Origin of the sequence: Kriegella aquimaris (assembly GCF_900103215.1) — a bacterium.
Taxonomy (GTDB): Bacteria; Bacteroidota; Bacteroidia; order Flavobacteriales; family Flavobacteriaceae; genus Kriegella; species Kriegella aquimaris.
In genome coordinates this window covers 176,016-200,263 of the sequence record NZ_FNGV01000008.1, presented here as the reverse complement: position 1 = coordinate 200,263, position 24,248 = coordinate 176,016, and the positions used below count along the sequence as shown (strand labels likewise).

Here is a 24,248-nt window from a genome sequence, read left to right as displayed (position 1 = left end):
ACAGCGAATGAAGAATTATCTACTGAGAATTATAATGCTACTTAGCACTGTAGGCTTTTTATATAATTGCTCGCACGATAAAGGGTTCGAAGGAACATGGGATTATGAGACCAATGACGACCATGGTATTATTGAGCTCATGAGAAATGGTAATTCCTACACAGGACAAATGATTTCATTTCAAAAAGGAACAAAAACTCTTGAAAATTTAAAAAGTGAAAACAATACGCTTTCTGCCGCTATAGCCCCTTCTGGAAATGTACTTCTTTTGAATAGGGACTTTAAAGGAGAAAAGTTGACAGGTCATATTCTTGTTAAGGACACAAAAGTTCAATTCACCGCCACTAGGGCATCTGAAGAATACAGCCCATTAAACAAACCCGAAGTCAATTACATATTATCAGATTCCGATTTGGCCGATTATGAAAAAGATATAGACCACCAAGGTTTCATTAAAGACATTGATAAATCTAGTTTGAAGCGCGGTGCCCGTGTTTTTAATTCCAATTGCATCAATTGCCATGGTACTCCAGAGATGGAAGGCTCAATTCCGCTATCTACAAAATTTTGGGAGCAATCCTTCAAATTCGGAAACGACCCCTATGCCATGTATAAAACAATCACTAAGGGTTCGGGGTCTATGCCGCCACAAATAACGCTGACGCCTCAAGAAAAATATGATGTTATACTTTACATCAGGGAAAAATTTGTACGACCAACAAATAGTGAACAATATTTTAAAGTGAGTTCGGGTTATTTGGCGCAATTACCAGAAGGCGCTTCACGAGGTCCTGCAGTAAAACCGTACCATCCTTGGTCCGATATGGACTATGGGAATTTTTTTATGAACACCTATGAACTGGCAGATGCCGAAACCGGACCCGAACGATTTCATTCAGCGGGGCCTCCTCCTTACCCGGACGAAAACTATCTAAAAAATAACTTTGCCTACAAAGGTATTGCGGTACGCCTAGATGAAGGTTCGGGAGGGATTTCGAACGGCAAGGCTTGGATGATTTTCGACCATGATTTAATGCGTGTGGCGGGCGGATGGACCGGGGAAGGATTTATCGATTGGAAAGGTATTCTGTTGAATGATCAGCACGAGACATACCCTAGAACCATTGGTAAGCTACATTTTGAAACACCTGTTTCACCAGCTTGGGCAAATCCCGCAAATGGATCATTCGCAGACCCTCGGTTCAAAGCACGCGATGGCCGCAGATTCGGTCCGTTGCCAAAAAAATGGGCTCATTACGAAGGTATTTACCATCATGAAAACAGTACTATTATTTCCTATACCGTAGGCAATGCCCATGTTTTAGAGCAACTGGGTATGGAAAAAATGGAATCACAAACCATATTTACCAGAACCTTGAATATAAGTCCGTCTGCAACGGCCTTAAAAATGAGAATTGCTCCCGAGGGAACCAAAGTCGCCATAAAAGGGAAAGGTGCCTCATTAAAGAACTCCCAGGGATTTGTCGTTCTAGAAGTTCAGAAAGAAAAATCGGCCAATATTAAACTGTTCATTACCGAGGCGGGTGCTGATGGACTAGATCAATTTGTTGCAAAAGCCGTAGCTCCGCAATCTTTGACAAAATATACCAAGGGCGGCGATCCGCATTATCCTCAAGAACTTATTACGACCATTGTTAAAGGAAAAGATGAAGGTCCGTTTGCCGTTGATCAACTTACCCCTCCTTTTGACAACCCTTGGAAAAGCAGGATGAAACTCAGCGGAATCGATTTTATGAACGACGCCAATACCGCAGTTGCCTGTACGACTGATGGCGATGTTTGGACAATTACCGGACTAACCGATGATTCAGAAACCTTAAAATGGAAAAGAATCGGGTCGGGTTTGTTTCAACCATTGGGCATTAAAGTGGTCAAGGAAAAAATCTACGTTATTTGCCGAGATCAAATCGTACGTCTTCAAGATCTGAACGAAGATGGTGAAACCGACTTCTATGAAAATTTCAATAATGACCACCAAGTAACGGACCACTTTCATGAATTTGCCATGGGTCTGCAGACCGATCGGCAGGGCAATTTCTATTATGCTAAAAGTGGGCGGCATGCGCGTGAGGCGTTGGTACCCCAGCATGGCACCTTGCTCAAGGTCAGCAAAGACGGCTCACGTACCGATATTATAGCCACTGGCTTCAGGGCAGCCAACGGCGTCTGCATTAATCCTGATGGCAGCTTTATCGTAACGGACCAACAAGGATTCTGGAACCCCATGAACCGGGTGAACTGGATTGAGGGCCAAAACAAATTTTACGGCAATATGTGGGGATACAACCCACCAAAAGACACTACACGCACCACAATGCAACCACCCATGGTCTGGATCGATATGGAGTTTGACCGGTCACCCTCAGAGCTTTTATGGGTCAACAGCAAAAAGTGGGGGCCCTTGAACGGTAGTTTATTGAGTTTTTCATACGGTTTCGGCAAAGTGCAGTTAGTGTTGCACGAAAAAGTCAACGGGCAAAGACAGGCTGGGGTAATCGATTTACCAGGTATTAAATTTCTTTCTGGTGTAATGCGGGGTCGTTTTAATCAAGCAGATGGAAACTTGTATGCCTGTGGCATGTCGGCCTGGGGAACGTCTCAAATGATAAAGGGAGGGGAATTTTATAGACTTCGTTATACGGGCCAGCCGTTATCTACACCGCTAAGCCTATCCGCCGAAAAGGATGGCGTTATACTGACTTTTAGCGCAACATTAGATATAGATAGCCTAGAAGACCTAACAAATTTTGAAGTACAAACTTGGAACCTTGTGAGAAGCAGTAAATATGGATCTAAACGCTACAACACCAAGGCCCTTAAAATCAGTGAAATAATGATGTTTGAGGATGGCCGTACCATCAAGCTTGTGCTACCGGAAATTGAACCTGTCGATGTAATGACGATTGCCTATAAAATCAAAGATGTCCAAGGCAATGTTTTCGAAGGCAAAATACAGAATACAATACATAATCTGAAAGAAGCAACACGATCACTTTAGAAAAATCGTTGAAAAGAGGCAAAGACTTTATCTTATTTGTATTTGAAGATTTCAAACATATCCATCTAAAAAATAAAACCCTGATAATCAAATGATTACCAGGGTTTCTATCTGTACTCGAGGCGGGAATCGAACCCGCACTCCGAAGAACTGGATTTTGAATCCAGCGCGTCTACCAGTTCCGCCACTCGAGCAGCATTAAATTAGGACTGCAAAATTAAAAAAAATGTTGGGATAAACACAAAAAATAAAAACATTTATCCTTTAGCAACACAAATAAATTTTTAAATTTGCACCTCCCTTAGAAAAAGGTTTGCCAAATAAGTGTAAAACAATACGTTACCCATGCCATACCAAGTACCTGAACCCAAAATTTTTGCCTGTACCCAAAGTTCTGAATTGGCAAAAAAAATATCGAAATCGTATGGCACCGATTTGGGCAACGTACTCTTTTCGCGGTATAGCGATGGCGAATTTCAACCTTCTTTTGAAGAATCTGTTCGCGGTACCCGTGTTTTCATTATAGGGTCTACACACCCAAGTTCAGAAAACTTAATGGAAATGTTACTCATGCTCGACGCTGCTAAAAGGGCTTCAGCACGACACATAACAGCGGTCATGCCCTATTTTGGTTGGGCTCGACAAGACAGAAAAGATAAACCTAGGGTTCCGATCGCCGCTAAGCTCGTAGCCAAAATGTTAGAGGCTGCCGGTGCGACCCGTATTATTACCATGGACCTGCATGCCGATCAGATACAAGGTTTTTTTGAAAAACCTGTTGACCATCTATTTGCCTCTACCTTGTTCTTACCCTATTTGAAGAAATTGAATCTTGATAACCTTACCATTGCATCACCTGATATGGGAGGATCTAAAAGAGCCTACGCCTATTCAAGAGCATTACAGTGCGATGTGGTCATTTGCTACAAACAAAGGGCTAAGGCCAATATAATCTCTCACATGGAGCTCATAGGCGATGTTCAAGGTAAAAACGTAGTATTGGTAGACGATATGGTCGATACGGCAGGTACTTTGACCAGGGCAGCTGATTTAATGATGGAGCGAGGGGCCAAAAGTGTTCGCGCTATTACAACACATGGGCTACTTTCAGGAGATGCTTATGAAAAAATAGAAAAATCACAATTGTTGGAGTTGATCATAACAGATTCAATTCCTATAAAAAAAGAAAGTGGTAAAGTGAAGGTACTAAGTTGTGCCGAGCTCTTTGCCGATGTAATGCACAGGGTACACCACAATACTTCGATCGCTTCGAAGTTTCTGATGTAACCCGTAACCGCTTCGAAAAGAATATTCTTGAGAAGATCAAAACAGCGAATTATTAATTTTTAATATATATAATGAAGTCAATTACAATTAAAGGATCAGAAAGAGAAAGCGTGGGCAAAAAGGCAACGAAGGCCCTACGTAATGCTGGAAAGGTTCCTTGCGTAGTGTACGGAGGGGAAAAACCATTGCATTTAACAGCACACGAACTAGAGTTCAGAGATTTGGTATACACCCCCAACGCGCACACAGTCGTGATTGAGTTGGATAATGGTGAAAAAGTAGATGCCATCATGCAAGACATCCAATTCCACCCAGTGTCGGATAGAATTTTACATGTCGATTTTTACCAATTATTCAAAGACAAGGAAATCACCATGGATATACCTGTTAGGTTGCAAGGCAACTCACCAGGGGTACGTAATGGTGGTCGATTATTGTTTAGAAAAAGGAAGCTCGCCCTTAAGGCTTTGCCGGCTAACTTACCCGATTTCTTCGATGTTGACATTTCAAAATTGAAAATTGGCGACAACATTCTTGTTGAGTCTTTATTAAATGACGATTTTACCATTCTTCACCCAGATTCAACAGTGGTGGTACAGGTTAAAACGCAACGTGCGGCCGTAGTGGTTAGTGACGATGAAGATGAAGAAGGAGTTGAAGGAGAAGAAGCAACTGCTGAAGGAGCAGAGGCAACTGCCGAAGGCGCTGAAAGCTAGTAAAAACTAGTATAGTTTTAATACGAAAGCATCCTGATGAATCAGCTATCCGGATGCTTTTGTATTTTTATCCATTTCATATCATCATGCTGCACTTCTTAAAATCAATATTCACAAATAAAAAGGCATTACTTGCGGAAACAGAAGCCATGAAAAAATTTTTGATCATCGGTCTCGGAAATATCGGTGCCGAATATGCAGAAACCCGACATAATATCGGATTCAAGATTTTAGACGCCTTGGCCGAAAAAGAACAATTTTCATTTGAAATAGCCAAGCTTGGTGCCGTTGGTTCCTATAAAATTAAAGGGCGAAGTGTACTTTGTCTAAAACCTTCCACATACATGAACCTAAGTGGAAAAGCCATAAAATATTGGATGGACAAAGAGAAAATTCCTTTGGAAAACATTCTTGTGGTAACCGACGACATTAATTTACCCTTTGGAACGATTCGCGTAAAAACCAAAGGAAGTGATGGTGGACATAATGGATTAAAAGACACCCAATTATTTTTACAGACTACTTCCTATAACAGGTTCCGTTTTGGCGTAGGCTCTGATTTTGGCAAGGGAAGACAGGTAGATTACGTATTGGGCGAATGGAATGAGGAAGAAAAGAAAAAGATGGGGGAGCGCCTTTCTAAATCGGCCGAACTCATTAATTCTTTTGTTTTGGGGGGAATTAAAAACACTATGAACACTTTTAACGGAACATGATCTATTCTTTAAAAGACTTTAAAACTAAAAATCCCTGAATCGGAGGTATTACCATTTTCATCTTTAGTAACCACCTTCCAATAATATACCGTCTTTGACGAGACACTCACCTTTTTAGCTGAACTTCCTGAGGCGAATGTACCAATTAGCGTGGCTGGGGGCGTTTCGGTAGAAAAATATAAATCAAAATCGGCGATATCGTTATCTAGATCAAACCCCGACCATTCAAGGGTAATCTCATTATTAATGTCCTTAAAAACAGATTCGCTTAATTTTGGCGATATTATCTCAGCAGGAAAAGGGGCATATGAAGTTTGTGCACCAGGATTGTAAAACATCCATTTTTCACTCGTACTCGTTTTTTGCACTTTTGTGTTTTTTGAAATAACTACCCAAGAGAAAGGTGTACCCTTCTGTAATGGCAGTGTCTCGGAAAGTAACTGGGTACTCTTGGTCTGTGTTGTACCCGTGTTTAAATTAGTCACCCGAAGTTCATAAGTTTCAGCATGATCGGCCGCCAACCATGTAAATCGAACAACATTGGCCGATTCACTAGAAGTTTGAACCGGGGCACACTCTGTGTTTTTTGCTGGTAAGGACAATAACACTGCCTCCGGTGACTTCGGAGCATCCTTTTTACAACCAAACAACAGCATACCGACTATAATTACCGAAAATACTCTCATTGTTTTATAACTTTTAGTGTTCCCTGCACTTTTCCTCCAATAAAGTTTACAAAATACATCCCAGCAGGCAAGGCATCAAAATCAAGTGTCATTTCTGCGCTGTCAACTATATAACTTCCACTTTTAACCAATTGACCACTGGCCCCATAGATAGTTATCTCAACTTTTTCGACCACCATACCTAAGAAGATATTCGTCGAAGCTCTAAATGGATTCGGATAAATAAAAGGTTGGTCGGATGTTATAAACTTTTCCACATAAACCCCCTGACATGGTAACTCACCATATACTTTAAGACTGTTGGAACCATTTTGCAAGGGCAGAAATAGTTCGCTTGCCTCGGTCTGCAGCAATTCTCCATTCAAGTCAATTGTATAGATAGCTGCACCTTGCAAATTCAATTGCACGTATTTTCCATCTTGGCTGGTTTTTGAAGTAACCACTAAAGGTTCTGGTTGTGTAACAACTACTTCAAAACAATGTTCAAGATATTTCAAACTCCCATCGGTTCCATTAATACATGCCATATAAGTACCTGCCGCCAAATTCTCCAGTGTGTAAGTGCGTGAAAAGTCTTCAGTAATATTGACCCCATTTCCCGTGACGGTAACCGAATATTCCAAGTCGATTTGGGGAACAATACTCAGTTGCCCATCATTGTTGTTTCTACAAGATTCGCTCTGTACGGAAATAGAAAAATTAGTGCTAGGGAACCTGTAAACCGCACATCCGTTGGCATCGACCTCTTGGCCCTCAGCGGTTCCCAGACATGCATCGTCACCATCGTCATAAATGCCATCTTTATCGGCATCAGGCCTGAATTCACCTTCCACACAAACATCCAAAGAGAAAGCCCTGAGCGCACCGCCATCGGATTGAACGTTATCTGAAACCTCTAAAACCCATTTACCTAAAATCGATTCGCCCTTAAAAGCATCTAAGGAACCTAATGGTTTAACCGTTCCGCTTATTGCTGGCTTGCCATCGCATTCAAAACTGTCTGCATCATCATCAAAAGTGGCATTTATATTTTCGAGGTCTCCACAACTACTGGAAACAAGTACCACGGTAGTTCCCGCTGGGGAGGTCAAACTTATCGCGAGATCAGAGAGAAAAGTATGATCCACGGTAAGATTCACATTGATATCCGCCAAAGGCAAATCCTCTAAAAAGGTAATACTCGAAGTTATCGTTGGTTTCCCAATTGGCGTTATCTCGATTGGTAACCCATCACTCTCTTTATTTTTACAACTAAACTGAACTGTGGTAAAACCAAATGGCGGCCCGAAGTCCCCATCTCCACAAGCATTTATCGGCTTCACCCTCCAAAAGTATGTGGTTGCATTTATCAACCCCGATGGTCTATAGGTATTTGAAAATACGGTCGCAGATTCGACAATCGTATTGAATGAGGTGTCAGTAGATATCTCTACCTCATAGGAGGTATATGAACTGTCACTCTCCCATTCCAATGGCATTCCCGTAGAAGTATCTTCGAGACCATTTGCCGGTGAGAGCAACGCTACATCTGGAAAATCGGCATCATAGATGCTCACCTCCAAAACCACTTTTTTCGTCACACTTGAAGAAGTTGCAAGAACTTCAATATTGTAGTTATCTTCTGAAACCGCTCCAGTATTGCTCAAAATCAGGTCAACTGAAGTATTATTACTCGTAGCGGTTTCGGGGAAAAAAGTAATATCTAGTCCGGTCGGAGGTGAAACCACGGTAAAAGTGGTCTCCTCAGTAAAATCCAAGACGGGTTCATAATTAAATGTCACCACCAAATCGTCGGGTTGGCATACCTCATATTCCAACTTGTCGAAATCGAGGAGAATTTGTGATGCTGTTATCGAAAAATTAGCGGTGTTGACGGCAAAAAAAATATTATCATGGGCCCTGACCATAATACGAGCCTTGGAAGTAGGGTTATTCGGGACAATTATTTTATGGTCACCATCATTCGGCACATCTTCCGCCAAGACAATGGGAAACGTGAGCCCATCATCAGTAGAAAGCAGTATATCTACAGTTTGTGCAAGAACAGGCGCTTTATGGGTTTCGGCTACATCCCAAATTATATGCTGTACATCACCTGCAATATACGTCTCACTTTCAGCTTGGGAAGTAACGATAAAAGGACCTGCACCACCTACCACGGCAACGTTGACCACGTCGGATACCACCTGTCCGCCTCCAAGAGCATTGTCACGAACAGTTAAGGCAAAGTTCATTTCCCTTCCTACATCTGAAACAGTTTCCCAGTTAGAATTTACAAGGGGCATGGTTTGGGTAAGATTGCCTGATAATATGCTCGTCAACTTCGGAAAGTATCTTTTTGGGGATAATGAAGGTGGCAGCGACCGAAAGTTCGCCCCACTCGGATTTGTTGGTCCGAAAGTGGCCTGTGTCACGACTCCATCATCGATTTGTTCCCATGTATAACTCAATACATCGCCCGAATCGGGGTCTGACGCACTCCCTTCGAGTATAAATGCCGTGGACCTAGGAATCACAAAATTTCCAATAGGAATTATTGCAGGTGGGTTATTGTCAAGATTCATTATTTCAGCACATCCGATGCTTGCCAAATAGCTAGAAATCTGTACAATGCTGTTATGATGAAAATAATCACTGCCGTTCGAAGCGACGTTGTTGACCCCAGTTATACCGGCATAGCCCATAATCGTAGTACCACTCGCTGGCTCCGCCTGCACCTGTGTGCCCTCAGATTCAAAAGACCAGGTATGGTTGGCACCAAGTTGATGGCCCATTTCGTGGGCAACAAAATCAAGATCATATAGGTCTCCCTCAGGACTGGGGCTCGATGCATAGGCACTACCTTTTTTATCATCTACACAGACAGAACCTACAAAACCCGCATTGCCACCGGGATCATCGTCGTGAAACAAATGGCCTATATCATAATTCTCTTCTCCAATAATATTTCTGAGCGTATTCTGAACTTCAGAATTCAGGTTACCGTCATAAGGGTCTTTTTCTTCATCGGTAAAAATCACCTCATCGGTATTTGCAACAAGCTGAAGTGTAACAGCCAAATCCCTCTCAAAAACCTGATTGATTCTCGTCACAGTGGCATTGATGGCAGCAAGGGCATCGACGACTTCTCCGCCGTGGAATTGTGTATATTCAGCTGAGGCAGATACCGCCAATCTAAATTTTCTAAGAATCTTATCATTGACCAACTTTTGCGTGGTGGTTTGTAACTGCTTTCCTGCTATAGACCCTGTGTCACAGATGAAGTCAATATCTTCAGTACTATTGGCATCCCTATTATAGGCCATATATGCATTCTCACCAACTTTTTGCAAAAAAGTACTGCTTTGCCCATCACCATGTACGACCATGCTCTGTATACCCTTATGCGAAACACTGAATCGTATAACGTCATTCGCATTCTTCAGACTGCGCCCTTTATACGATTTTATAGATGGATATTTGGCGGCAAGTTCAGGAGCTAGTACTTGGGCTTCCGAAACCAGAAAGGGTATGAGCTCTCCATTTTCATCCGGAAAATAAACTGTTTTAAAAGAGCTTTTAGCTGCTGGAAAAGTTTCCAACCCCCGCTTAAAAGCTTTCTCGTCTAAAGAAAATGCTTTTCCTTTTTTAAGTTCAAAACGCTCCAACATTTTTCCCTTTACATCATTTTGTAAAGCTTCCTGTTTCCAAAAATTACGCTGTGCCGTGCCGTAAAAGGAAAGAAATAGTATGGTAATTGAAAAAACTAGACGTAGTTTTGTAGCCATCAAGGGGTTTTTCACTCAGAATCAAATATAAGTCTTTTTATTATTTTTAGTACGTGGTAACAGTCCAAAGCATCTCCAAATACGACAAAAAGCATTCCACGGCCATCACCATTGGCACTTTTGACGGCGTGCATATTGGGCATCGTAAAATCTTGGATCGTTTAATCAAAAGCTGTGCCGAAACGGAGCTTAAATCGACTGTGCTTACTTTTTTTCCACATCCAAGAATGGTACTTCAGAAAGACACCAATATAAAACTTCTGAATACCGTTTCTGAAAAAACCAATATACTCAAGGAATTTGGAATCGACCAGTTGATCATACACCCGTTCACAAAAGAGTTTTCGCGATTATCGGCAACTGAGTTTGTGAGGGATATTCTTGTAAACAGCCTTAAGACCAAGAAAATTATTATTGGCTACGACCATCGTTTTGGCAGAAATAGAACCGCCAACATTAACGACTTAAGAGCTTTTGGCAACGCATTGGATTTCGAAGTAGAGGAAATACCCGCGCAAGAAATCAATGATGTTTCAGTCAGCTCCACCAAAATACGGAAAGCACTTGAAACAGGTGATATACTTACGGCCAATAAATATTTGGGCTATAAATATATGCTGACGGGCACTGTAAAAAAGGGCAAGGGTCTAGGTAGGCAGCTTGGGTTTCCTACGGCCAACGTTTTCATTGAAGAATCATACAAGTTGATTCCTAAAAATGGCGTATACGTTTGTAAGAGCACCATTAAGAATAAAGTGGTATACGGAATGATGAACATAGGCTACAATCCTACAGTGGCAGGAAATGGAGCCGAGAAGAGCATTGAAGTCCATTATCTGAATTTTGATGAAAATCTCTACGAGACTACTATACAGGTTGATATTTTGAAGCGTATTCGTGATGAACACAAGTTCGATTCTATCGATGCCCTAAAAATACAGCTTCAAAAAGACAAAAAAACTTCGCTTGCTTTCATAAGACAATAAATGCTAGACCGGTGGCTTTTTTCGAAAATCGATAATTCCCCATTGATCATTTTCCGAATAATATTTGGAATTTTAGTGGCTTTAGAATGCTATGGCGCCATGGTCACCGGCTGGATTCAACGCACCTTGGTCGAACCTCGTTTCACCTTTAACTTCATAGGCTTTGAATGGCTACAACCGTTACCCGGAAACGGCATGTATTTGTATTTCTTTGTCATGGGAACCTTGGGTCTCTGTATTGCCTTGGGGTACAAATACCGATTCAGCATTATTGCATTCACCATATTGTGGACAGGTGTCTATTTAATGCAAAAAACATCCTACAACAATCATTACTACCTACTTATATTAATCTCATTTTTTATGTGTTTTTTTCCAGCAAACCAGAACTACTCTTGTGATGCTAAAAAAAATACAGCCTTGAAGACCGATGCGATGTACTCTTACGTCAAATGGATAATAGTACTTCAACTATTCATCGTATACACTTATGCCGCTATTGCCAAAATGTACGGAGATTGGGTCGATTTCAGAATCATCAAGATATTAATGCAAAGCAAGGCAGATTATTACCTGATCGGCGAGATGCTTCAACAACCTTGGATGCATCGGATAGTAGGGGTTATGGGCATTTTGTTTGACCTACTGATCGTACCCGCGCTTTTATGGCGACCGACGCGAAAAATAGCCTTTTTCGCATCCCTATTTTTTCATGTTTTTAATTCCGTTGTTTTTCAAATTGGAATTTTTCCCTATTTAGCTCTCGCCTTTAGTGTATTCTTTTTCGAACCCGAAACCATAAGACAACTCTTTTTCAAAGGAAAAAAACCTTATACAAAGCAGGAGTTCAGTCCACCGTCCTATAAAAATATTGCGCTTTTCGGCGGAAGCCTCTATTTTTTGATTCAGTTAGCATTACCCCTGCGGCACTATTTTATTAAAGATGATGTGCTTTGGACAGAAGAAGGCCATCGCATGAGCTGGCGCATGATGCTACGAAATCGAAGCGGCAAAATACAATTCAAGGTCGTGAACCGAGAAAAGAATAAATCGACGATTGTAGACCTAAATGACTATCTGACCTCGAAACAGAAACAAAAGATTGGAGCTTATCCCGATTTTATATGGCAATTTGCCCAGCAATTAAAAAAAGAATACGCTCAAAAAGGAGAAGACATTTCAGTGTTCGTTTTAAACTCCAAAGTAAGTGTTAACGGTAAACCTTACAGGGCCTTTATAGACCCAAAGGTAGATTTGGCCAGCGAACGCTGGCATCATTTCAAACACCATGATTGGATACTGCCATCAGCCCCAACAAACTAAAGAGAACCATGGGCGAAAAGAAATTGACCAACTCCCTTTTATATCTAATGGCCATTGGGGCCGGACTGGTAGTGGCCAATAATTACTACAATCAACCCCTATTAAACCAAATTGCCAATACATTTGGAGTTTCAGAATCGAAAGTAAGTAATATACCTCTCTTTACGCAATTGGGCTATGCTTTTGGCTTGCTGTTCATTATCCCCTTGGGAGATAAAATTTCCCATAAAAGAATAATAATGGTCGATTTTCTGGCCATTGTACTCTCACTACTTCTTGCTGCCACAGCCAAATCGCTACTTATGCTGACTGTTGCAAGCTTTTTCATTGGTGCCTCGTCGGTAATTCCGCAATTATTCGTTCCTATGGCTGCCTTACTCGCCGATAAAAATAGTGTGGGTCGCGCCATTGGTATTGTCATGAGCGGTCTATTGATCGGTATCCTAGGCAGCAGGTTCATAAGCGGGTTCGTTGGTGAACATTATGGTTGGCGAAGCATGTATTACTTGGCTTCGGGCCTTATGATTATCTATTGGGTTTTACTAAAAATACATCTGCCAGAACTTCACCCCGATTTTAAAGGAACCTATGTAAAACTCATGAAGTCAATACTACATTACTTCAAAAAAGAGCGTTCGGTACGATTGGCCGCTTTGAGGGGAGGATTGGGTTTTGCTGGATTCAGTGCCTTCTGGACTACCTTGGTTTTCTTGATGGAAGATTCTTTTAATTATGGTAGCACGGTAACCGGATCTTTCGGTATTTTAGGAATCTTCGGCGCTCTTGCCGCTTCAAAAGTCGGAAAAATGAGCGATCACTTGAATAAAAATTTGCTTATTACCATAGCATCAATGGTTATGATTCTATCTTGGGTCATATTTCTATTTTCTGAAAAATCAATTTTTGGTTTGATCATAGGGGTCCTTTTAATCGATATGGCGCTACAATCGCTTCATATTACGAATCAGAATATCATTTTCTCTAGAAATCCAGAAGCGCGAAATCGCGTAAATACCATCTATATGGTCGGCTACTTTATCGGAGGAGCGCTAGGAACCGTTACAGGAGCCTTGGCTTGGGAAACCTATAAATGGACGGGTGTAGCCACTTTGGGACTTGTCTATTCCCTGTTGGTATTGGTATTTCATTTACTTTTCAAAAAACCTGTCGAATAACCAGGGGGTATCGCTCAACTTCATTCCCATCAGTCTTAAAATGGATAAAATTCGTACAAATTCACGTATTTTACCATAACAGTACACCAAGTATCCGTTTATAATCGGAAGATTAGTATAAATTTGCACCGTAAAATCAGGAAAGAATGTTGCAGCTTCAAACTTTAAGAGATAATAAAGATACAATCATAGCCGCTTTGCAAAAACGGAACATCGATGCGGCCCCCATCGTCGACAGTGTGCTCCTATTGGATGAAAAGCGACGATCGACTCAAACCGAACTAGATAATACCTTGGCAGAAAGCAATAAGCTATCTAAGGAAATCGGCAACCTCTACAAAACGGGAAAAGCACAAGAAGCCAATGTTTTAAAGGAAAAAACCGGCACTCTTAAAGAAGACTCAAAGCGCTTTGGTGACGAGTTAAATGCCATAACCGAGCAATTGCAGCAACTGCTCTATCAAATACCGAATGTACCCCACGAGTCAGTACCCGCCGGAAGCACCGAAGACGACAACGAAGAAGTCTTTAAAGAAGGTGATATCCCCGTTTTGAAAGAAGGTTCTTTACCGCATTGGGAGCTGGCAAAAAAGTATGACATCATAGATTTTGAACTCGGTGTAAAAATTGCGGGAGCGGGTTTTCCTGTGTACAAAGGAAAAGGTGCCAGACTACAACGTGCCCTGATTACTTATTTCTTGGATAAAAATACAGAAGCTGGCTACACCGAAATGCAAGTGCCCCATATGGTCAATGAAGCATCTGGCTATGGCACCGGACAATTGCCCGATAAAGAAGGGCAAATGTATCATATAGGTGCAGATGACCTCTATTTAATACCAACGGCCGAAGTTCCCGTAACCAATATTTTTAGGGACGAAATTGTCAATGAACAAGATTTTCCTATTTGCATGACGGCTTATACCCCTTGCTTCAGAAGGGAAGCAGGAAGCTATGGTGCCCACGTACGTGGCTTAAATCGCTTGCATCAATTTGACAAAGTAGAAATCGTACGTGTTGAACATCCCGAAAAATCGTTTGATGCACTAGATGGTATGGTCGAGCACGTGAAAAATATTTTAAGGGAGCTGAAACTTCCTTATCGCATTTTGCGTCTTTGTGGCGGAGATCTTGGCTTTACTGCCGCCCTAACTTATGATTTCGAAGTCTTTTCAACAGCGCAAGACCGATGGCTGGAAATAAGTTCGGTTTCGAATTTCGAAACCTACCAAGCCAACCGACTTAAACTTCGGTATAAAGATGAAAACGGAAAGTCGCAATTGGCCCACACGCTAAATGGAAGCGCTTTGGCACTACCACGGGTCTTAGCTGGAATTTTAGAGAACTACCAGACGGCCGAAGGAATTCAAATTCCTGAAGTCTTGGTGCCTTATTGTGGTTTCGACATGATAAAGTAGAAACAAATTCCATGGGTACCGTAAATAGTTACAATACCCATGAATTTCGAAGATTACATTTCTCCTTCGCCGACTTCCTCTCCTGAAGCATAAACCACATAGTTTTTGTTCGTGGTGTTAAAAGTGACGGATATTGGTTTTTCGTTTCTTACCAAATCGACATAGTCACTAAATCGATCTATAGGTTGATAACCCACACCGGTTTTGATGCTTTCATTGTAAGTGTTTGCAGGTAAAGCACCATCTCTAAAAATAAGATAAAGCCTATAACCATCTGCACAATACAAATTGATTCTTCCAGAATTTTCTCCGTTCGGATATAGGAACGCTGCGTAGCGTTCACAGTTTTTTCTAAATGCTGCCATTTTTATTAAGTTTAATATTACTACTACATTATATATCTAGTTTTATAAAAATAATGTAAGATAGTTGGCCGTTAATACCTCGTTGTACGGCTGGCCAATAATTTTGTATGGATGGAATAAAAATGAGGATTACCGCTCTACCCGTTTTAAATACCCGAGCGCCAACCATAAATAATCTGCGTATCTTTACAAAAAACTTGATTTGAAGCAATTTCTCTTCATTTTGGCTTTCTGCTTCGTGCAATTGGCATTGGCCCAAGATGATTTCTTGGCCAAACAATATTTTAATGATGGCGACTTTGAAAAAGCGGTAGTTTTTTATGAAAAATTGTTGGATAAAAATCCGCGAAGAACCGATTATGCTGAAGCACTCATTGCCTGTTATCAGCAACTGGAGCGCTATAAAGATGCCGAAGCCTTCTTGTTAAAAGCCATCAAAGGCGATTATGCCTATCCTACCCTACTCATTGAACTAGGATACAATTTCACATTGCAAGACCTTCCGGACGAGGCTACGATATATTATGAAAAAGCCATTGCAAAAATCGATGAAAATCCGAATTTTGGATATGGTGTGGGTTATCGTTTTCAAAAGTACGCTTTGCTTGACCAAGCTCTAAAGGCCTATTCCAAAGCCATGGAACTGAACCCCAAACTAGATTACAATTACCATATGGCCCGCATCTATGGGGAACAAGGCGATATCGATAAAATGTACGAATCGTATCTTAGGTTGATTAGTGAGGGAAAAACATCCAAATCGAATGTATTACGAAATATAGACGCCTTTATTACCGCTGACCCCGAAAACGAAAATAATATAAAATTAAAAAGGGTACTGCTACAACATGCGCAAAAAGACCCCGATCTCTTGTGGAACGAACTTTTAAGTTGGCTTTTCGTTCAACAGAAACAATATTCAAGTGCATTTAGACAAGAAAAAGCCATTTATAAGCGAATGGAAGGCAGTTCCATGCAACGCATGGAAAGTCTCGGCGATATGGCCATGAAAGAGGGAGCGGTAGCAGTCGCAAAATCGATTTTTGAATATATTGTAGAAAACACTAATGATGAAGTCACCCAACTAAATGCAGAATTGAACCTTATCGATATCCAAATTTTAGATGCCGACGAAAAGAGCCTCTCAGAAATTCAAAAAAGATATGACGAGTTGATAGATATTCATCGGTACAAAGGTAAAACCCTGCAACTCCAAATAGCCTATGCTAATTTTTTGACCTTTAAAAGAGACACCCCACAGGCCGCCATCGATATTCTAAAAAAAAGTCTTGAACTACCCCTGAACGAACGCGGAAAGGCTTTTATAAAATTGGCCTTGGGCGATATTCTAGTCTACGGCAAAAAATTCAACGAAGCACTGATTTATTTCTCTCAAGTGCAACAAAACCTCAAAAACGATGTGCTTGGACAGAATGCGCGCTATAAAGTGGCACAGACCAGTTTTTACAAGGGTGATTTTGATTGGGCACTAACCCAACTAAAAGTGCTTCGGAGTTCAACCTCACAGCTCATTGCCAATGACGCCATGCAGTTGAGCCTTTTAATATCCGACAACTCGCTGGAAGATTCTACCCAAACAGCCTTGAAAAAATATGCACGCGCCGATCTCTTGGGCTATCAAAACAAGACCAAAGAAGCCATTGCGGTTTTAGATGATATCTTACAAAACCACAAAGGGGAAAAAATCGAGGACGAGGCCTTGTTAAAACAAGGTGAACTTTTGGAGCAGCAAAAAGATTACGAGTCCGCAGAATTCAACTACATCAAGATTACGGAATTCTATAGCAATGGAATTTTGGCAGATGATGCCCATTTTGCATTGGCCGAACTCTACCGAAACATAATGCATGAACCTGAAAAAGCAAAAGCCCAGTATGAAAAAATAATTTACAACTATCAAGATAGTTACTATTTTCCACAGGCCCGTAAGAATTTCAGGATGTTAAGGGGAGACAGCATCAATTGACTTTTACAAGAGCAAGCTAGTCCAAATTTAGCCAGGCGAACACTTTAATTTGAATACATGTATATCTACAACGTAACCACCAATATTGAAAATGCCGTTCATGACCAATGGCTGCAATGGATGAAAGAAACGCACATACCTGACATGCTGGCCACCGGTAAGTTTCTATCGGCAAAAATGTGCAAAGTTTTGGTGGAAGAAGAAATGGGAGGCATGACCTATTCGGTACAATTTACCACGGCCAACAAGGAAACCTTGCAGAGCTATTATGACCAAGATGCATCTCGGTTGCGTGAGGATGCCCTCAAGCGTTTCCCGAACCAATTTGTATCGTTTCGTACCGAATTGGAAGTTGTAAGCGAACATTGAGCAGCATGACCCATATGTTCACTTATGGTTCTTTGCAAGAGGAAAAAATTCAATCTGCCCTGTACGGCCGCAGCTTAAAAGGCAAGAAAGATTGTCTATTAGGCTATGTGATGCTAGAACAGAAAATATTTGACCAGTATCCTGTAATCCGACCTTCATTATTAAAAACTGACGTTATTTGCGGTATGGTATATGAAATATCGGAAAGGGAATTACTAAAAACAGACGTTTATGAAGGAAACTCCTATAGACGAAAAGAAGTAGTGTTGCAATCTGGAAAGTCAGCCTGGGTATATGCAAAAAACACTACGGATTAATTGATAAAATGTCAGGGCATGTCCAAGAAAAAAAGAAAGAAAGGTAAAGTCCATTATTCGGAAAAAGGAAACAATCCTAAATTTAAGAGTAGCAGCCCTGTAAAAGCAAAAAAATACTTGGGACAACATTTTTTAAAAGACGAAAGTATTGCGCTTCAAATTGCAGAAACACTGTCGTTAAATGATTATGAAAAAGTTATCGAAATTGGTCCGGGTACCGGGGTGTTGACCAAATATTTATTATCGCGTGATATCGACTTGATCGCTATGGACCTTGATGAGGAATCCATTACCTACCTCAATCATAGTTTTGCGCTAGAGCATTCTGAAATTCTAAACGGAAAGGGCTCGCTCAAGGTTATTGAGGGAGACTTTCTAAAGTTTGATATCAAAACCCTATTCGGGGAAGACCAATTTGCCATTACGGGCAACTTTCCGTATAATATTTCGACGCAAATTGTTTTTAAAATGTTGGACTATCGTGACCAAATACCTGAATTTTCGGGAATGTTCCAAAAAGAAGTCGCCCAACGCATTTGTGAAAAAGGAGGTAATAAAACTTTTGGCATTCTTTCCGTTCTGGTACAGGCCTTTTATGATGCAGAGTATCTTTTTACCGTATCTCCCCAAGTTTTTGACCCTCCTCCCAAGGTAGAATCGGGAGTAATACGGTTGGTTCGCAAGAAAAATTTCAAACTAGATTGCGATGAAAAACTTTTCTTTAGGGTCGTGAAAGCGGCATTTAATCATCGTAGAAAGACCATTCGTAACAGTTTAAAAACATTTGACCTTTCAGATAATCTAAAAGAAGATGCTATCTTTGATCTTCGTCCGGAGCAATTGGCCGTAGCTGATTTTGCCGAGCTTACGAAGAAAATAGCAAATGACACCATTTAAACTCACAGATGAGCTTTTAGCTGAAATCGAACAGCTGATCGAAAACCAAAAGAATGCCGACCTCAAGGCGCTTTTGGAAGAGGTACATTATGCCGATATTGCAGAGATTGCCAACGAACTTGATGAAGAGGAAGCAACTTATCTGATCAAACTATTAGATAGTGATAAAACTTCCGATATTCTCACCGAAGTCGATGAGGATGTTCGTGAGGCTATTTTGAGCAACCTTTCTTCAAAAGAGATTGCCGAAGAGCTTGGTGAACTAGATACCGATGACGCCGCGGATATCGTTGGTGAACTTCCTAAAGAAATTGTACAAGAGGTTATCTCGGAAATCGAAGATCGAGAACACGCCAAAGACATTGTAGACCTTTTGCGCTACGATGAAAACTCGGCAGGCGGTCTCATGGCCAAAGAGCTCGTAAAGGTCAATGAGAACTGGAATGTGCTGACCTGTGTTAAAGAAATGCGTGCCCAGGCCGAGAACGTTACTCGGGTGCATTCCATTTATGTGGTCGACAATGAAGAAAGATTGAAAGGTCGATTATCGTTAAAAGATTTGCTGACGACTTCTACTACCACGCACATCAAAGATGTATACATTTCGAATGTAGATTGGGTAAACGTAAATGAAAAACCCGAAGAGGTTGCTAAAATAATGTCCAAATACGATTTGGAAGCCATTCCCGTCATTGATGAAGTTGGTCGTCTGGTAGGTAGAATTACTATTGATGATATTGTAGATGTCATAAAAGAAGAGGCTGAAAAAGATTACCAAATGGCTGCAGGTATTTCACAAGACGTGGAAGCCGATGATAGCATTTGGGATCTAACCCGTGCCCGTTTGCCATGGCTGTTCTTGGGGCTGGTCGGTGGCGTGGGCGCAGCGGCTATCATGGGTGGTTTCGAGGCAATGATTAGCAAACACGCCATTTTATTTTTCTTTACCCCTTTGATAGCGGCCATGGCCGGTAACGTAGGCGTACAGTCAAGCGCGATTATCGTACAAGGTCTTGCCAACGATGATCTCAAGGGGAGTGTGGGAAATCGATTGATCAAAGAAATGCTTTTGGCTTTATTGAATGGCGTAATTTTGGCTGCTATTTTACTTTTGTTCACTTGGTTTTGGAAAGGTGAATTTCTGGTCGCTCTGGCCATATCTATTTCCCTGATTGCCGTAATTTTAGTGGCAGGCTTTATAGGCACATTTATTCCCTTGTTTCTCCATAAAAGAGGAATCGACCCCGCAATAGCTACAGGACCCTTTATCACTACCAGTAACGACATTTTTGGAATCTTGATCTATTTTTCGATCGCCAAGATCGTTCTGGGTATTTAAACCTGCCTTACTTTCGATAGAAATTTTTCGTTATATTTATTGCTCTACGTTTCCCCTTCAACCTTAAAACCATAGTTATGAAACAAATGGGCATTTCAGGAGGCGGAACTAAAATCGCCGGATTCTTCGGCATCGCAGAATCAATCATCTATGACCGCGGGTATATTCCCGATGTAATTTCAGGAATTTCCGCCGGGGCCATTTTGGCGTTACCATTAGCTCTGGGCAAACGACAAGAAATAAAAAATCAGGTTCTCAACCTTGAAATGGATGACTTTTTCAGCACCTCTCCTATCAAGAAAAACGGAAAACTCAATACGTGGAATGCAATTTGTAAAATAATTGGCGGGAAACATTACTTGGGTGAGCAGAACAATCTGGAAAAACAATCGCCAAAGTAATCTCAAGAACCGAATTTGAAGCCTATAAATTAGATGTCACCAAAGCAATTTGCATTGTGGGTTCGGTGGATTTTTATACCGGAAAACGATTCTATATCAATCTTAAGACAGTCTCTTATGAAAATTTCCTAAAATTCGTTAACGCATCGGCATCGATTCCCATTTTTACTTCCGGGGTTGCCATGAACGGACCCATTTATGATTTTGAAGGAGAAACAATAGACTTCCCAAAACTACTTTTATTCGACGGCGGGGTACGAGACCATAGTCCGACCAACAAAATATTATCGAGTGAAAAAAGTGAGTTCCAAATATCGGAAACCACAAGTATCTTCTCCCAACCAGATAATATCAGACAGGTTCTGACTCCCAAAAATTTCGTACCAAGCAATTTACTCAATATTCTTGAACGCTATGTAGAGATTACCAATGCAGAGGTTTCCAAGAATGATGAAGAACAAGAGAAAAAGACCATTGAAAGCAAGGATATTTTCGACCACGGAACTTTCTATCTACCCCGCATCATGCAAGGAGTTTATGACGTGGATAAAGCAAGTCTCAAAAAACTGTACGAGGAATCAAAAAAACAGGTCAATGATGGCACTTGGAACTCCAACCAAGCCATAGTATAGTAAAAACTTTTGATTCCTCTCGCATACATGCCCCATTGTTGGGGTTGTAATTGTATATAACAAAATTCAAAAAAATTATTCTTCTGTAAATCATCCATTTAATAGTACCATTTCATAATTATTATATAAAAACATTCTGTATCAAAAAGGTTTAAATAAACCAACGCCTTTCGCAGTTTCAAGGATGTTCTTATATTGAAGATCTAAAATGCCGAAGAATGGCCAAAATACCTATGACAGAAAAAATGAAGGTTTTACATATAGATACAAATCACCCTCTTTTGATTCAACAATTGAATGATTTAGGATTTGAGAACGATGAGGATTATACCTCATCAAAAACGGAAATAGAGAATAAAATCCATCTGTATGACGGACTCATCATACGTAGCCGTTTTTCGATAGACCAATCTTTTCTGGAAAAAGCTATTAACTTAAAATTTATTGGCCGATTAGGCGCAGGATTGGAGAATATCGATACCCGTTACGCCAAAGAACAGGATATTTTCTTGGCTGCCGCCCCTGAAGGAAACCGTAATGCCGTTGGTGAACACACCTTGGGCATGCTGCTTTCTTTATTCAATAAATTGAACAAAGCCGATAAGGAGGTACGATCCGGAAAATGGGATCGGGAGGGCAATCGTGGTGTTGAGCTCGATGGTAAAACAGTCGGAATTGTCGGTTATGGCAATATGGGCAAAGCTTTTGCCAAAAAACTTAGGGGCTTTGATGTCGAGGTTATCTGTTATGATATTCTAGGTGGGGTGTGCGATGAAAATGCCAGACAGGTCGGTATTCTCGAACTACAACAAAAAACCGATGTACTGAGTCTGCATGTGCCGCAAACCGAGAGCACCATAGGAATGATTAATGAAGCATTCATCAATGCCTTTAAAAAACCGTTTTGGTTATTCAATACCGCCAGGGGCAAATGTGTGGTAACCAAAGATTTGGTCGTTGCATTGAAATCAGGTAAAATTCTCGGTGCCGGACTCGATGTGCTTGAATATGAAAAGTCGTCTTTTGAGAGCATGTTTATACCCCATGAAACATCAAATACTGGCGAGAAGCAAGAAAATAAAATGCCAGAGGCCTTTCAGTACCTGGTCGAATCGGATAAGGTGTTACTCACCCCACACGTGGCCGGCTGGACAATAGAAAGCAAAGAAAAGCTGGCTCAAACCGTTGTAAATAAAATCAAAGCAAAATTTTGCTAACTTTAATAGCTGAAGCGAACTGTTCTTATTTTTTCGGGCTCAATCGCTGCCATGTTTTACCTTTTTTAAACTCGGTAAATATGCTTTGACGTAGACTTCGGCATAAAGGGTTAAAAAGAACTTTTTCATCATGTCTGATTGTGTTCATAATTGAATATATCATTTTTCATCGTTTCAGATTTAATACTTCAACCCAAAAGTTAATGGCCATGCAATACAAAGCCGATTCCCCAGATGATTACATCGCGCAACTCCCTGAGGAAAGGCAAGAAGTGGTTTCACAAATAAGAACGGTGATCCTTCAAAATCTGCCTAAAGGGTTCGAAGAGCAAATGAGTTATGGTATGCTGGGCTATGTGGTGCCGCACACTATTTATCCTAATGGGTATCATTGCGACCCTAAATTGCCCCTACCCTTCATAAACTTGGCTTCTCAAAAAAATTTTATAGCAGTTTATCATTCGGGCATATATGCGGATCCCAAATTATATGATTGGTTTGTCTCGGAATATGCCCGACAGTGCAAATACAAACTCGATATGGGCAAAAGTTGTGTGCGTTTTAAAAAAATGGATGATATTCCTTACAAACTAATCGCCGATCTGTGTACCAAGATGACAATCGATGATTGGATTACGCTATATGAAAAAAACATAAAAAAGAAGTAAACTATGAAGAACAGGGTAACTGGTCTGGGCGGATTCTTTTTCAAGAGCGATAACCCAGAGAAAACAAAGGAATGGTACAAAAACCACTTGGGACTTGCAACGGATCAATACGGTTGTACTTTTTGGTGGAAAGACAAAGACGGCAAGGATTGTTCGACACAATGGAGTCCGATGGATGGAAAAACTACCTATTTTCAGCCTAGTCAAAAACCATTTATGATGAACTTTAGAGTAGAGAATCTGATTGAATTACTTGACGTTCTGAAAAAGGAAGGCGTGACCATAGTCGGAGAAATTGAAGAATACGATTATGGTAAATTCGCTTGGATAATGGATCCCGAGGGAAACAAACTGGAACTCTGGGAACCCATTGATAGCGCATTTCTTTGATTCCAAAATATTCGCTACATTTAGATTTGTATTAACCAATACCAAACCGTGATGTCAGAAGATAATAAAGATTTTGAAGATAAGGCCGAAGACGCCTTTGACAGTGCCAAAGAAAAAGCAAGTGACTTCGCTGATGAAGCAAAAAAAACGGCCAATGAGTTCACCGAAAGTGCTAAAGAGGCCTTTAGTGGGACCGGAGGGGAAAACAAGAAAGTGCTGGCCGGTATCTTGGCCATTCTATTAGGGTCTTTGGGAGTACATAAATTTATATTGGGGTATCAGAAGGAAGGTTTTATCTTATTAGGTATTTCTATTGCGGCTTATGTACTATCGTGTTTTGCCATTGGACTACTTTTTGTTTGGATCCCAGGTGTCATCGGTTTGATCGAAGGCATTATTTACCTCACCAAATCTGACGAGGAGTTTTACAACACCTATCAAGTGGGCCGAAAACCTTGGTTCTAAAAGACGAAGTACGGATTTGATTGGCTTAGGAAACAAATTCCGGAGCTGAAAACCCTTTGGCCATATTTTAGTCGCAAAGTGCATTTCAAAAAAATAGGATAAGGTGAA

22 protein-coding genes and 1 tRNA gene are annotated in these 24,248 nt (G+C 40.9%); 19 read left to right on the top strand and 4 right to left on the bottom strand.

The window, feature by feature from the left end; genetic code table 11:
* Positions 1-7 precede the first annotated feature (7 nt).
* On the top strand, positions 8-3,019 hold the full coding sequence (locus tag BLS33_RS16110) for a DUF6797 domain-containing protein (RefSeq protein ID WP_089891705.1): 3,012 nt from the start codon (positions 8-10) through the stop codon (positions 3,017-3,019).
* A gap of 114 nt (positions 3,020-3,133) precedes the next feature.
* Here the strand turns inward: BLS33_RS16110 and BLS33_RS16105 are convergent.
* Positions 3,134-3,213, bottom strand: a tRNA-Leu gene (locus BLS33_RS16105).
* Positions 3,214-3,364: 151 nt separating this feature from the next.
* Here BLS33_RS16105 and BLS33_RS16100 point away from each other — a divergent pair.
* From BLS33_RS16100 to pth, 3 genes are all read left to right on the top strand, one after another.
* Positions 3,365-4,306 (top strand): ribose-phosphate pyrophosphokinase, encoded by a 942-nt coding sequence (locus BLS33_RS16100; protein WP_089891702.1) that lies wholly within the window; start codon positions 3,365-3,367, stop codon positions 4,304-4,306.
* Between the two features lie 71 nt (positions 4,307-4,377).
* Positions 4,378-5,022: a 50S ribosomal protein L25/general stress protein Ctc gene (locus BLS33_RS16095; protein ID WP_089891701.1), complete on the top strand. Its 645-nt coding sequence runs from the start codon at positions 4,378-4,380 to the stop codon at positions 5,020-5,022.
* 86 nt (positions 5,023-5,108) lie between these two features.
* Entirely contained in the window at positions 5,109-5,738 is a 630-nt protein-coding gene (gene pth / locus BLS33_RS16090; protein WP_089891911.1) for an aminoacyl-tRNA hydrolase, read from the top strand.
* Positions 5,739-5,746: 8 nt separating this feature from the next.
* On the opposite strand, the gene BLS33_RS16085 is transcribed toward pth, so the two are convergent.
* On the bottom strand, positions 5,747-6,424 hold the full coding sequence (locus BLS33_RS16085) for a hypothetical protein (RefSeq protein WP_089891698.1): 678 nt from the start codon (positions 6,422-6,424) through the stop codon (positions 5,747-5,749).
* Positions 6,421-10,191 carry a reprolysin-like metallopeptidase gene (locus tag BLS33_RS16080; RefSeq protein ID WP_089891696.1) on the bottom strand — a complete coding sequence of 1,257 codons (3,771 nt, stop codon included), beginning with the start codon at positions 10,189-10,191 and terminating at the stop codon, positions 6,421-6,423. The genes BLS33_RS16085 and BLS33_RS16080 overlap by 4 nt, the downstream gene beginning before the upstream one ends.
* A gap of 53 nt (positions 10,192-10,244) precedes the next feature.
* Here BLS33_RS16080 and BLS33_RS16075 point away from each other — a divergent pair, with 53 nt between their 5' ends.
* The 4 genes from BLS33_RS16075 to serS all read left to right on the top strand — a co-directional run bounded on the left by BLS33_RS16075 (position 10,245) and on the right by serS (position 15,093).
* Positions 10,245-11,177, top strand: a complete 933-nt coding sequence (locus BLS33_RS16075) for a bifunctional riboflavin kinase/FAD synthetase (protein WP_089891694.1) — start codon at positions 10,245-10,247, stop codon at positions 11,175-11,177.
* The gene (locus tag BLS33_RS16070) at positions 11,178-12,500 is read left to right on the top strand and encodes an HTTM domain-containing protein (protein WP_089891667.1); all 1,323 of its coding nucleotides are present in this window, start codon (positions 11,178-11,180) and stop codon (positions 12,498-12,500) included.
* 8 nt (positions 12,501-12,508) lie between these two features.
* The gene (locus BLS33_RS16065) at positions 12,509-13,675 is read left to right on the top strand and encodes an MFS transporter (protein ID WP_089891908.1); all 1,167 of its coding nucleotides are present in this window, start codon (positions 12,509-12,511) and stop codon (positions 13,673-13,675) included.
* A gap of 146 nt (positions 13,676-13,821) precedes the next feature.
* Positions 13,822-15,093, top strand: a complete 1,272-nt coding sequence (serS, locus tag BLS33_RS16060) for a serine--tRNA ligase (RefSeq protein WP_089891664.1) — start codon at positions 13,822-13,824, stop codon at positions 15,091-15,093.
* Between the two features lie 53 nt (positions 15,094-15,146).
* Here serS and BLS33_RS16055 read toward each other — a convergent pair whose 3' ends face one another.
* A complete protein-coding gene (locus BLS33_RS16055; RefSeq protein ID WP_089891661.1) occupies positions 15,147-15,458 on the bottom strand; it encodes a hypothetical protein in 312 nt (103 codons plus the stop codon).
* Between the two features lie 202 nt (positions 15,459-15,660).
* Between BLS33_RS16055 and BLS33_RS16050 the strand changes: the two genes are divergently transcribed.
* From BLS33_RS16050 to BLS33_RS16000, 11 genes are all read left to right on the top strand, one after another.
* Positions 15,661-17,445 carry a tetratricopeptide repeat protein gene (locus BLS33_RS16050; RefSeq protein WP_089891658.1) on the top strand — a complete coding sequence of 595 codons (1,785 nt, stop codon included), beginning with the start codon at positions 15,661-15,663 and terminating at the stop codon, positions 17,443-17,445.
* A gap of 57 nt (positions 17,446-17,502) precedes the next feature.
* On the top strand, positions 17,503-17,814 hold the full coding sequence (locus BLS33_RS16045) for a DUF4286 family protein (protein ID WP_089891655.1): 312 nt from the start codon (positions 17,503-17,505) through the stop codon (positions 17,812-17,814).
* Positions 17,815-17,819: 5 nt separating this feature from the next.
* Positions 17,820-18,131, top strand: a complete 312-nt coding sequence (locus BLS33_RS16040) for a gamma-glutamylcyclotransferase family protein (RefSeq protein WP_089891652.1) — start codon at positions 17,820-17,822, stop codon at positions 18,129-18,131.
* 18 nt (positions 18,132-18,149) lie between these two features.
* Positions 18,150-19,028 carry a 16S rRNA (adenine(1518)-N(6)/adenine(1519)-N(6))-dimethyltransferase RsmA gene (gene rsmA / locus BLS33_RS16035; RefSeq protein WP_089891649.1) on the top strand — a complete coding sequence of 293 codons (879 nt, stop codon included), beginning with the start codon at positions 18,150-18,152 and terminating at the stop codon, positions 19,026-19,028.
* Positions 19,015-20,367 (top strand): magnesium transporter, encoded by a 1,353-nt coding sequence (mgtE, locus tag BLS33_RS16030; protein WP_089891645.1) that lies wholly within the window; start codon positions 19,015-19,017, stop codon positions 20,365-20,367. Before rsmA ends, mgtE begins: the two co-directional genes overlap by 14 nt.
* A 77-nt stretch (positions 20,368-20,444) precedes the next feature.
* The gene (locus tag BLS33_RS16025) at positions 20,445-20,768 is read left to right on the top strand and encodes a patatin-like phospholipase family protein (protein WP_089891642.1); all 324 of its coding nucleotides are present in this window, start codon (positions 20,445-20,447) and stop codon (positions 20,766-20,768) included.
* A 56-nt stretch (positions 20,769-20,824) separates the two neighbouring features.
* Entirely contained in the window at positions 20,825-21,400 is a 576-nt protein-coding gene (locus BLS33_RS16020; protein ID WP_089891639.1) for a hypothetical protein, read from the top strand.
* Positions 21,401-21,645: 245 nt separating this feature from the next.
* Positions 21,646-22,617: a 2-hydroxyacid dehydrogenase gene (locus BLS33_RS16015; RefSeq protein WP_089891905.1), complete on the top strand. Its 972-nt coding sequence runs from the start codon at positions 21,646-21,648 to the stop codon at positions 22,615-22,617.
* A 209-nt stretch (positions 22,618-22,826) separates the two neighbouring features.
* On the top strand, positions 22,827-23,285 hold the full coding sequence (locus BLS33_RS16010; RefSeq protein ID WP_089891902.1) for a DUF1801 domain-containing protein: 459 nt from the start codon (positions 22,827-22,829) through the stop codon (positions 23,283-23,285).
* A gap of 3 nt (positions 23,286-23,288) precedes the next feature.
* The gene (locus tag BLS33_RS16005; protein WP_089891635.1) at positions 23,289-23,675 is read left to right on the top strand and encodes a VOC family protein; all 387 of its coding nucleotides are present in this window, start codon (positions 23,289-23,291) and stop codon (positions 23,673-23,675) included.
* 51 nt (positions 23,676-23,726) lie between these two features.
* The gene (locus BLS33_RS16000; RefSeq protein ID WP_089891632.1) at positions 23,727-24,140 is read left to right on the top strand and encodes a TM2 domain-containing protein; all 414 of its coding nucleotides are present in this window, start codon (positions 23,727-23,729) and stop codon (positions 24,138-24,140) included.
* The last annotated feature ends 108 nt before the right edge of the window (positions 24,141-24,248 follow it).

Bases quoted from the DNA above. Each gene is read 5' to 3' on its own strand.
- BLS33_RS16025 (WP_089891642.1), top strand. From the start codon at position 20,445: ATGAAACAAATGGGCATTTCAGGAGGCGGAACTAAAATCGCCGGATTC.
- serS (WP_089891664.1), top strand. From the start codon at position 13,822: ATGTTGCAGCTTCAAACTTTAAGAGATAATAAAGATACAATCATAGCC.
- BLS33_RS16000 (WP_089891632.1), top strand. From the start codon at position 23,727: ATGTCAGAAGATAATAAAGATTTTGAAGATAAGGCCGAAGACGCCTTT.
- BLS33_RS16005 (WP_089891635.1), top strand. From the start codon at position 23,289: ATGAAGAACAGGGTAACTGGTCTGGGCGGATTCTTTTTCAAGAGCGAT.
- rsmA (WP_089891649.1), top strand. From the start codon at position 18,150: ATGTCCAAGAAAAAAAGAAAGAAAGGTAAAGTCCATTATTCGGAAAAA.
- BLS33_RS16065 (WP_089891908.1), top strand. From the start codon at position 12,509: ATGGGCGAAAAGAAATTGACCAACTCCCTTTTATATCTAATGGCCATT.
- BLS33_RS16015 (WP_089891905.1), top strand. From the start codon at position 21,646: ATGAAGGTTTTACATATAGATACAAATCACCCTCTTTTGATTCAACAA.
- mgtE (WP_089891645.1), top strand. From the start codon at position 19,015: ATGACACCATTTAAACTCACAGATGAGCTTTTAGCTGAAATCGAACAG.
- BLS33_RS16040 (WP_089891652.1), top strand. From the start codon at position 17,820: ATGACCCATATGTTCACTTATGGTTCTTTGCAAGAGGAAAAAATTCAA.
- BLS33_RS16110 (WP_089891705.1), top strand. From the start codon at position 8: ATGAAGAATTATCTACTGAGAATTATAATGCTACTTAGCACTGTAGGC.
- BLS33_RS16010 (WP_089891902.1), top strand. From the start codon at position 22,827: ATGCAATACAAAGCCGATTCCCCAGATGATTACATCGCGCAACTCCCT.
- BLS33_RS16055 (WP_089891661.1), bottom strand. From the start codon at position 15,458: ATGGCAGCATTTAGAAAAAACTGTGAACGCTACGCAGCGTTCCTATAT.
- BLS33_RS16080 (WP_089891696.1), bottom strand. From the start codon at position 10,191: ATGGCTACAAAACTACGTCTAGTTTTTTCAATTACCATACTATTTCTT.
- BLS33_RS16095 (WP_089891701.1), top strand. From the start codon at position 4,378: ATGAAGTCAATTACAATTAAAGGATCAGAAAGAGAAAGCGTGGGCAAA.
- BLS33_RS16085 (WP_089891698.1), bottom strand. From the start codon at position 6,424: ATGAGAGTATTTTCGGTAATTATAGTCGGTATGCTGTTGTTTGGTTGT.
- BLS33_RS16070 (WP_089891667.1), top strand. From the start codon at position 11,178: ATGCTAGACCGGTGGCTTTTTTCGAAAATCGATAATTCCCCATTGATC.
- BLS33_RS16100 (WP_089891702.1), top strand. From the start codon at position 3,365: ATGCCATACCAAGTACCTGAACCCAAAATTTTTGCCTGTACCCAAAGT.
- BLS33_RS16045 (WP_089891655.1), top strand. From the start codon at position 17,503: ATGTATATCTACAACGTAACCACCAATATTGAAAATGCCGTTCATGAC.
- pth (WP_089891911.1), top strand. From the start codon at position 5,109: ATGCTGCACTTCTTAAAATCAATATTCACAAATAAAAAGGCATTACTT.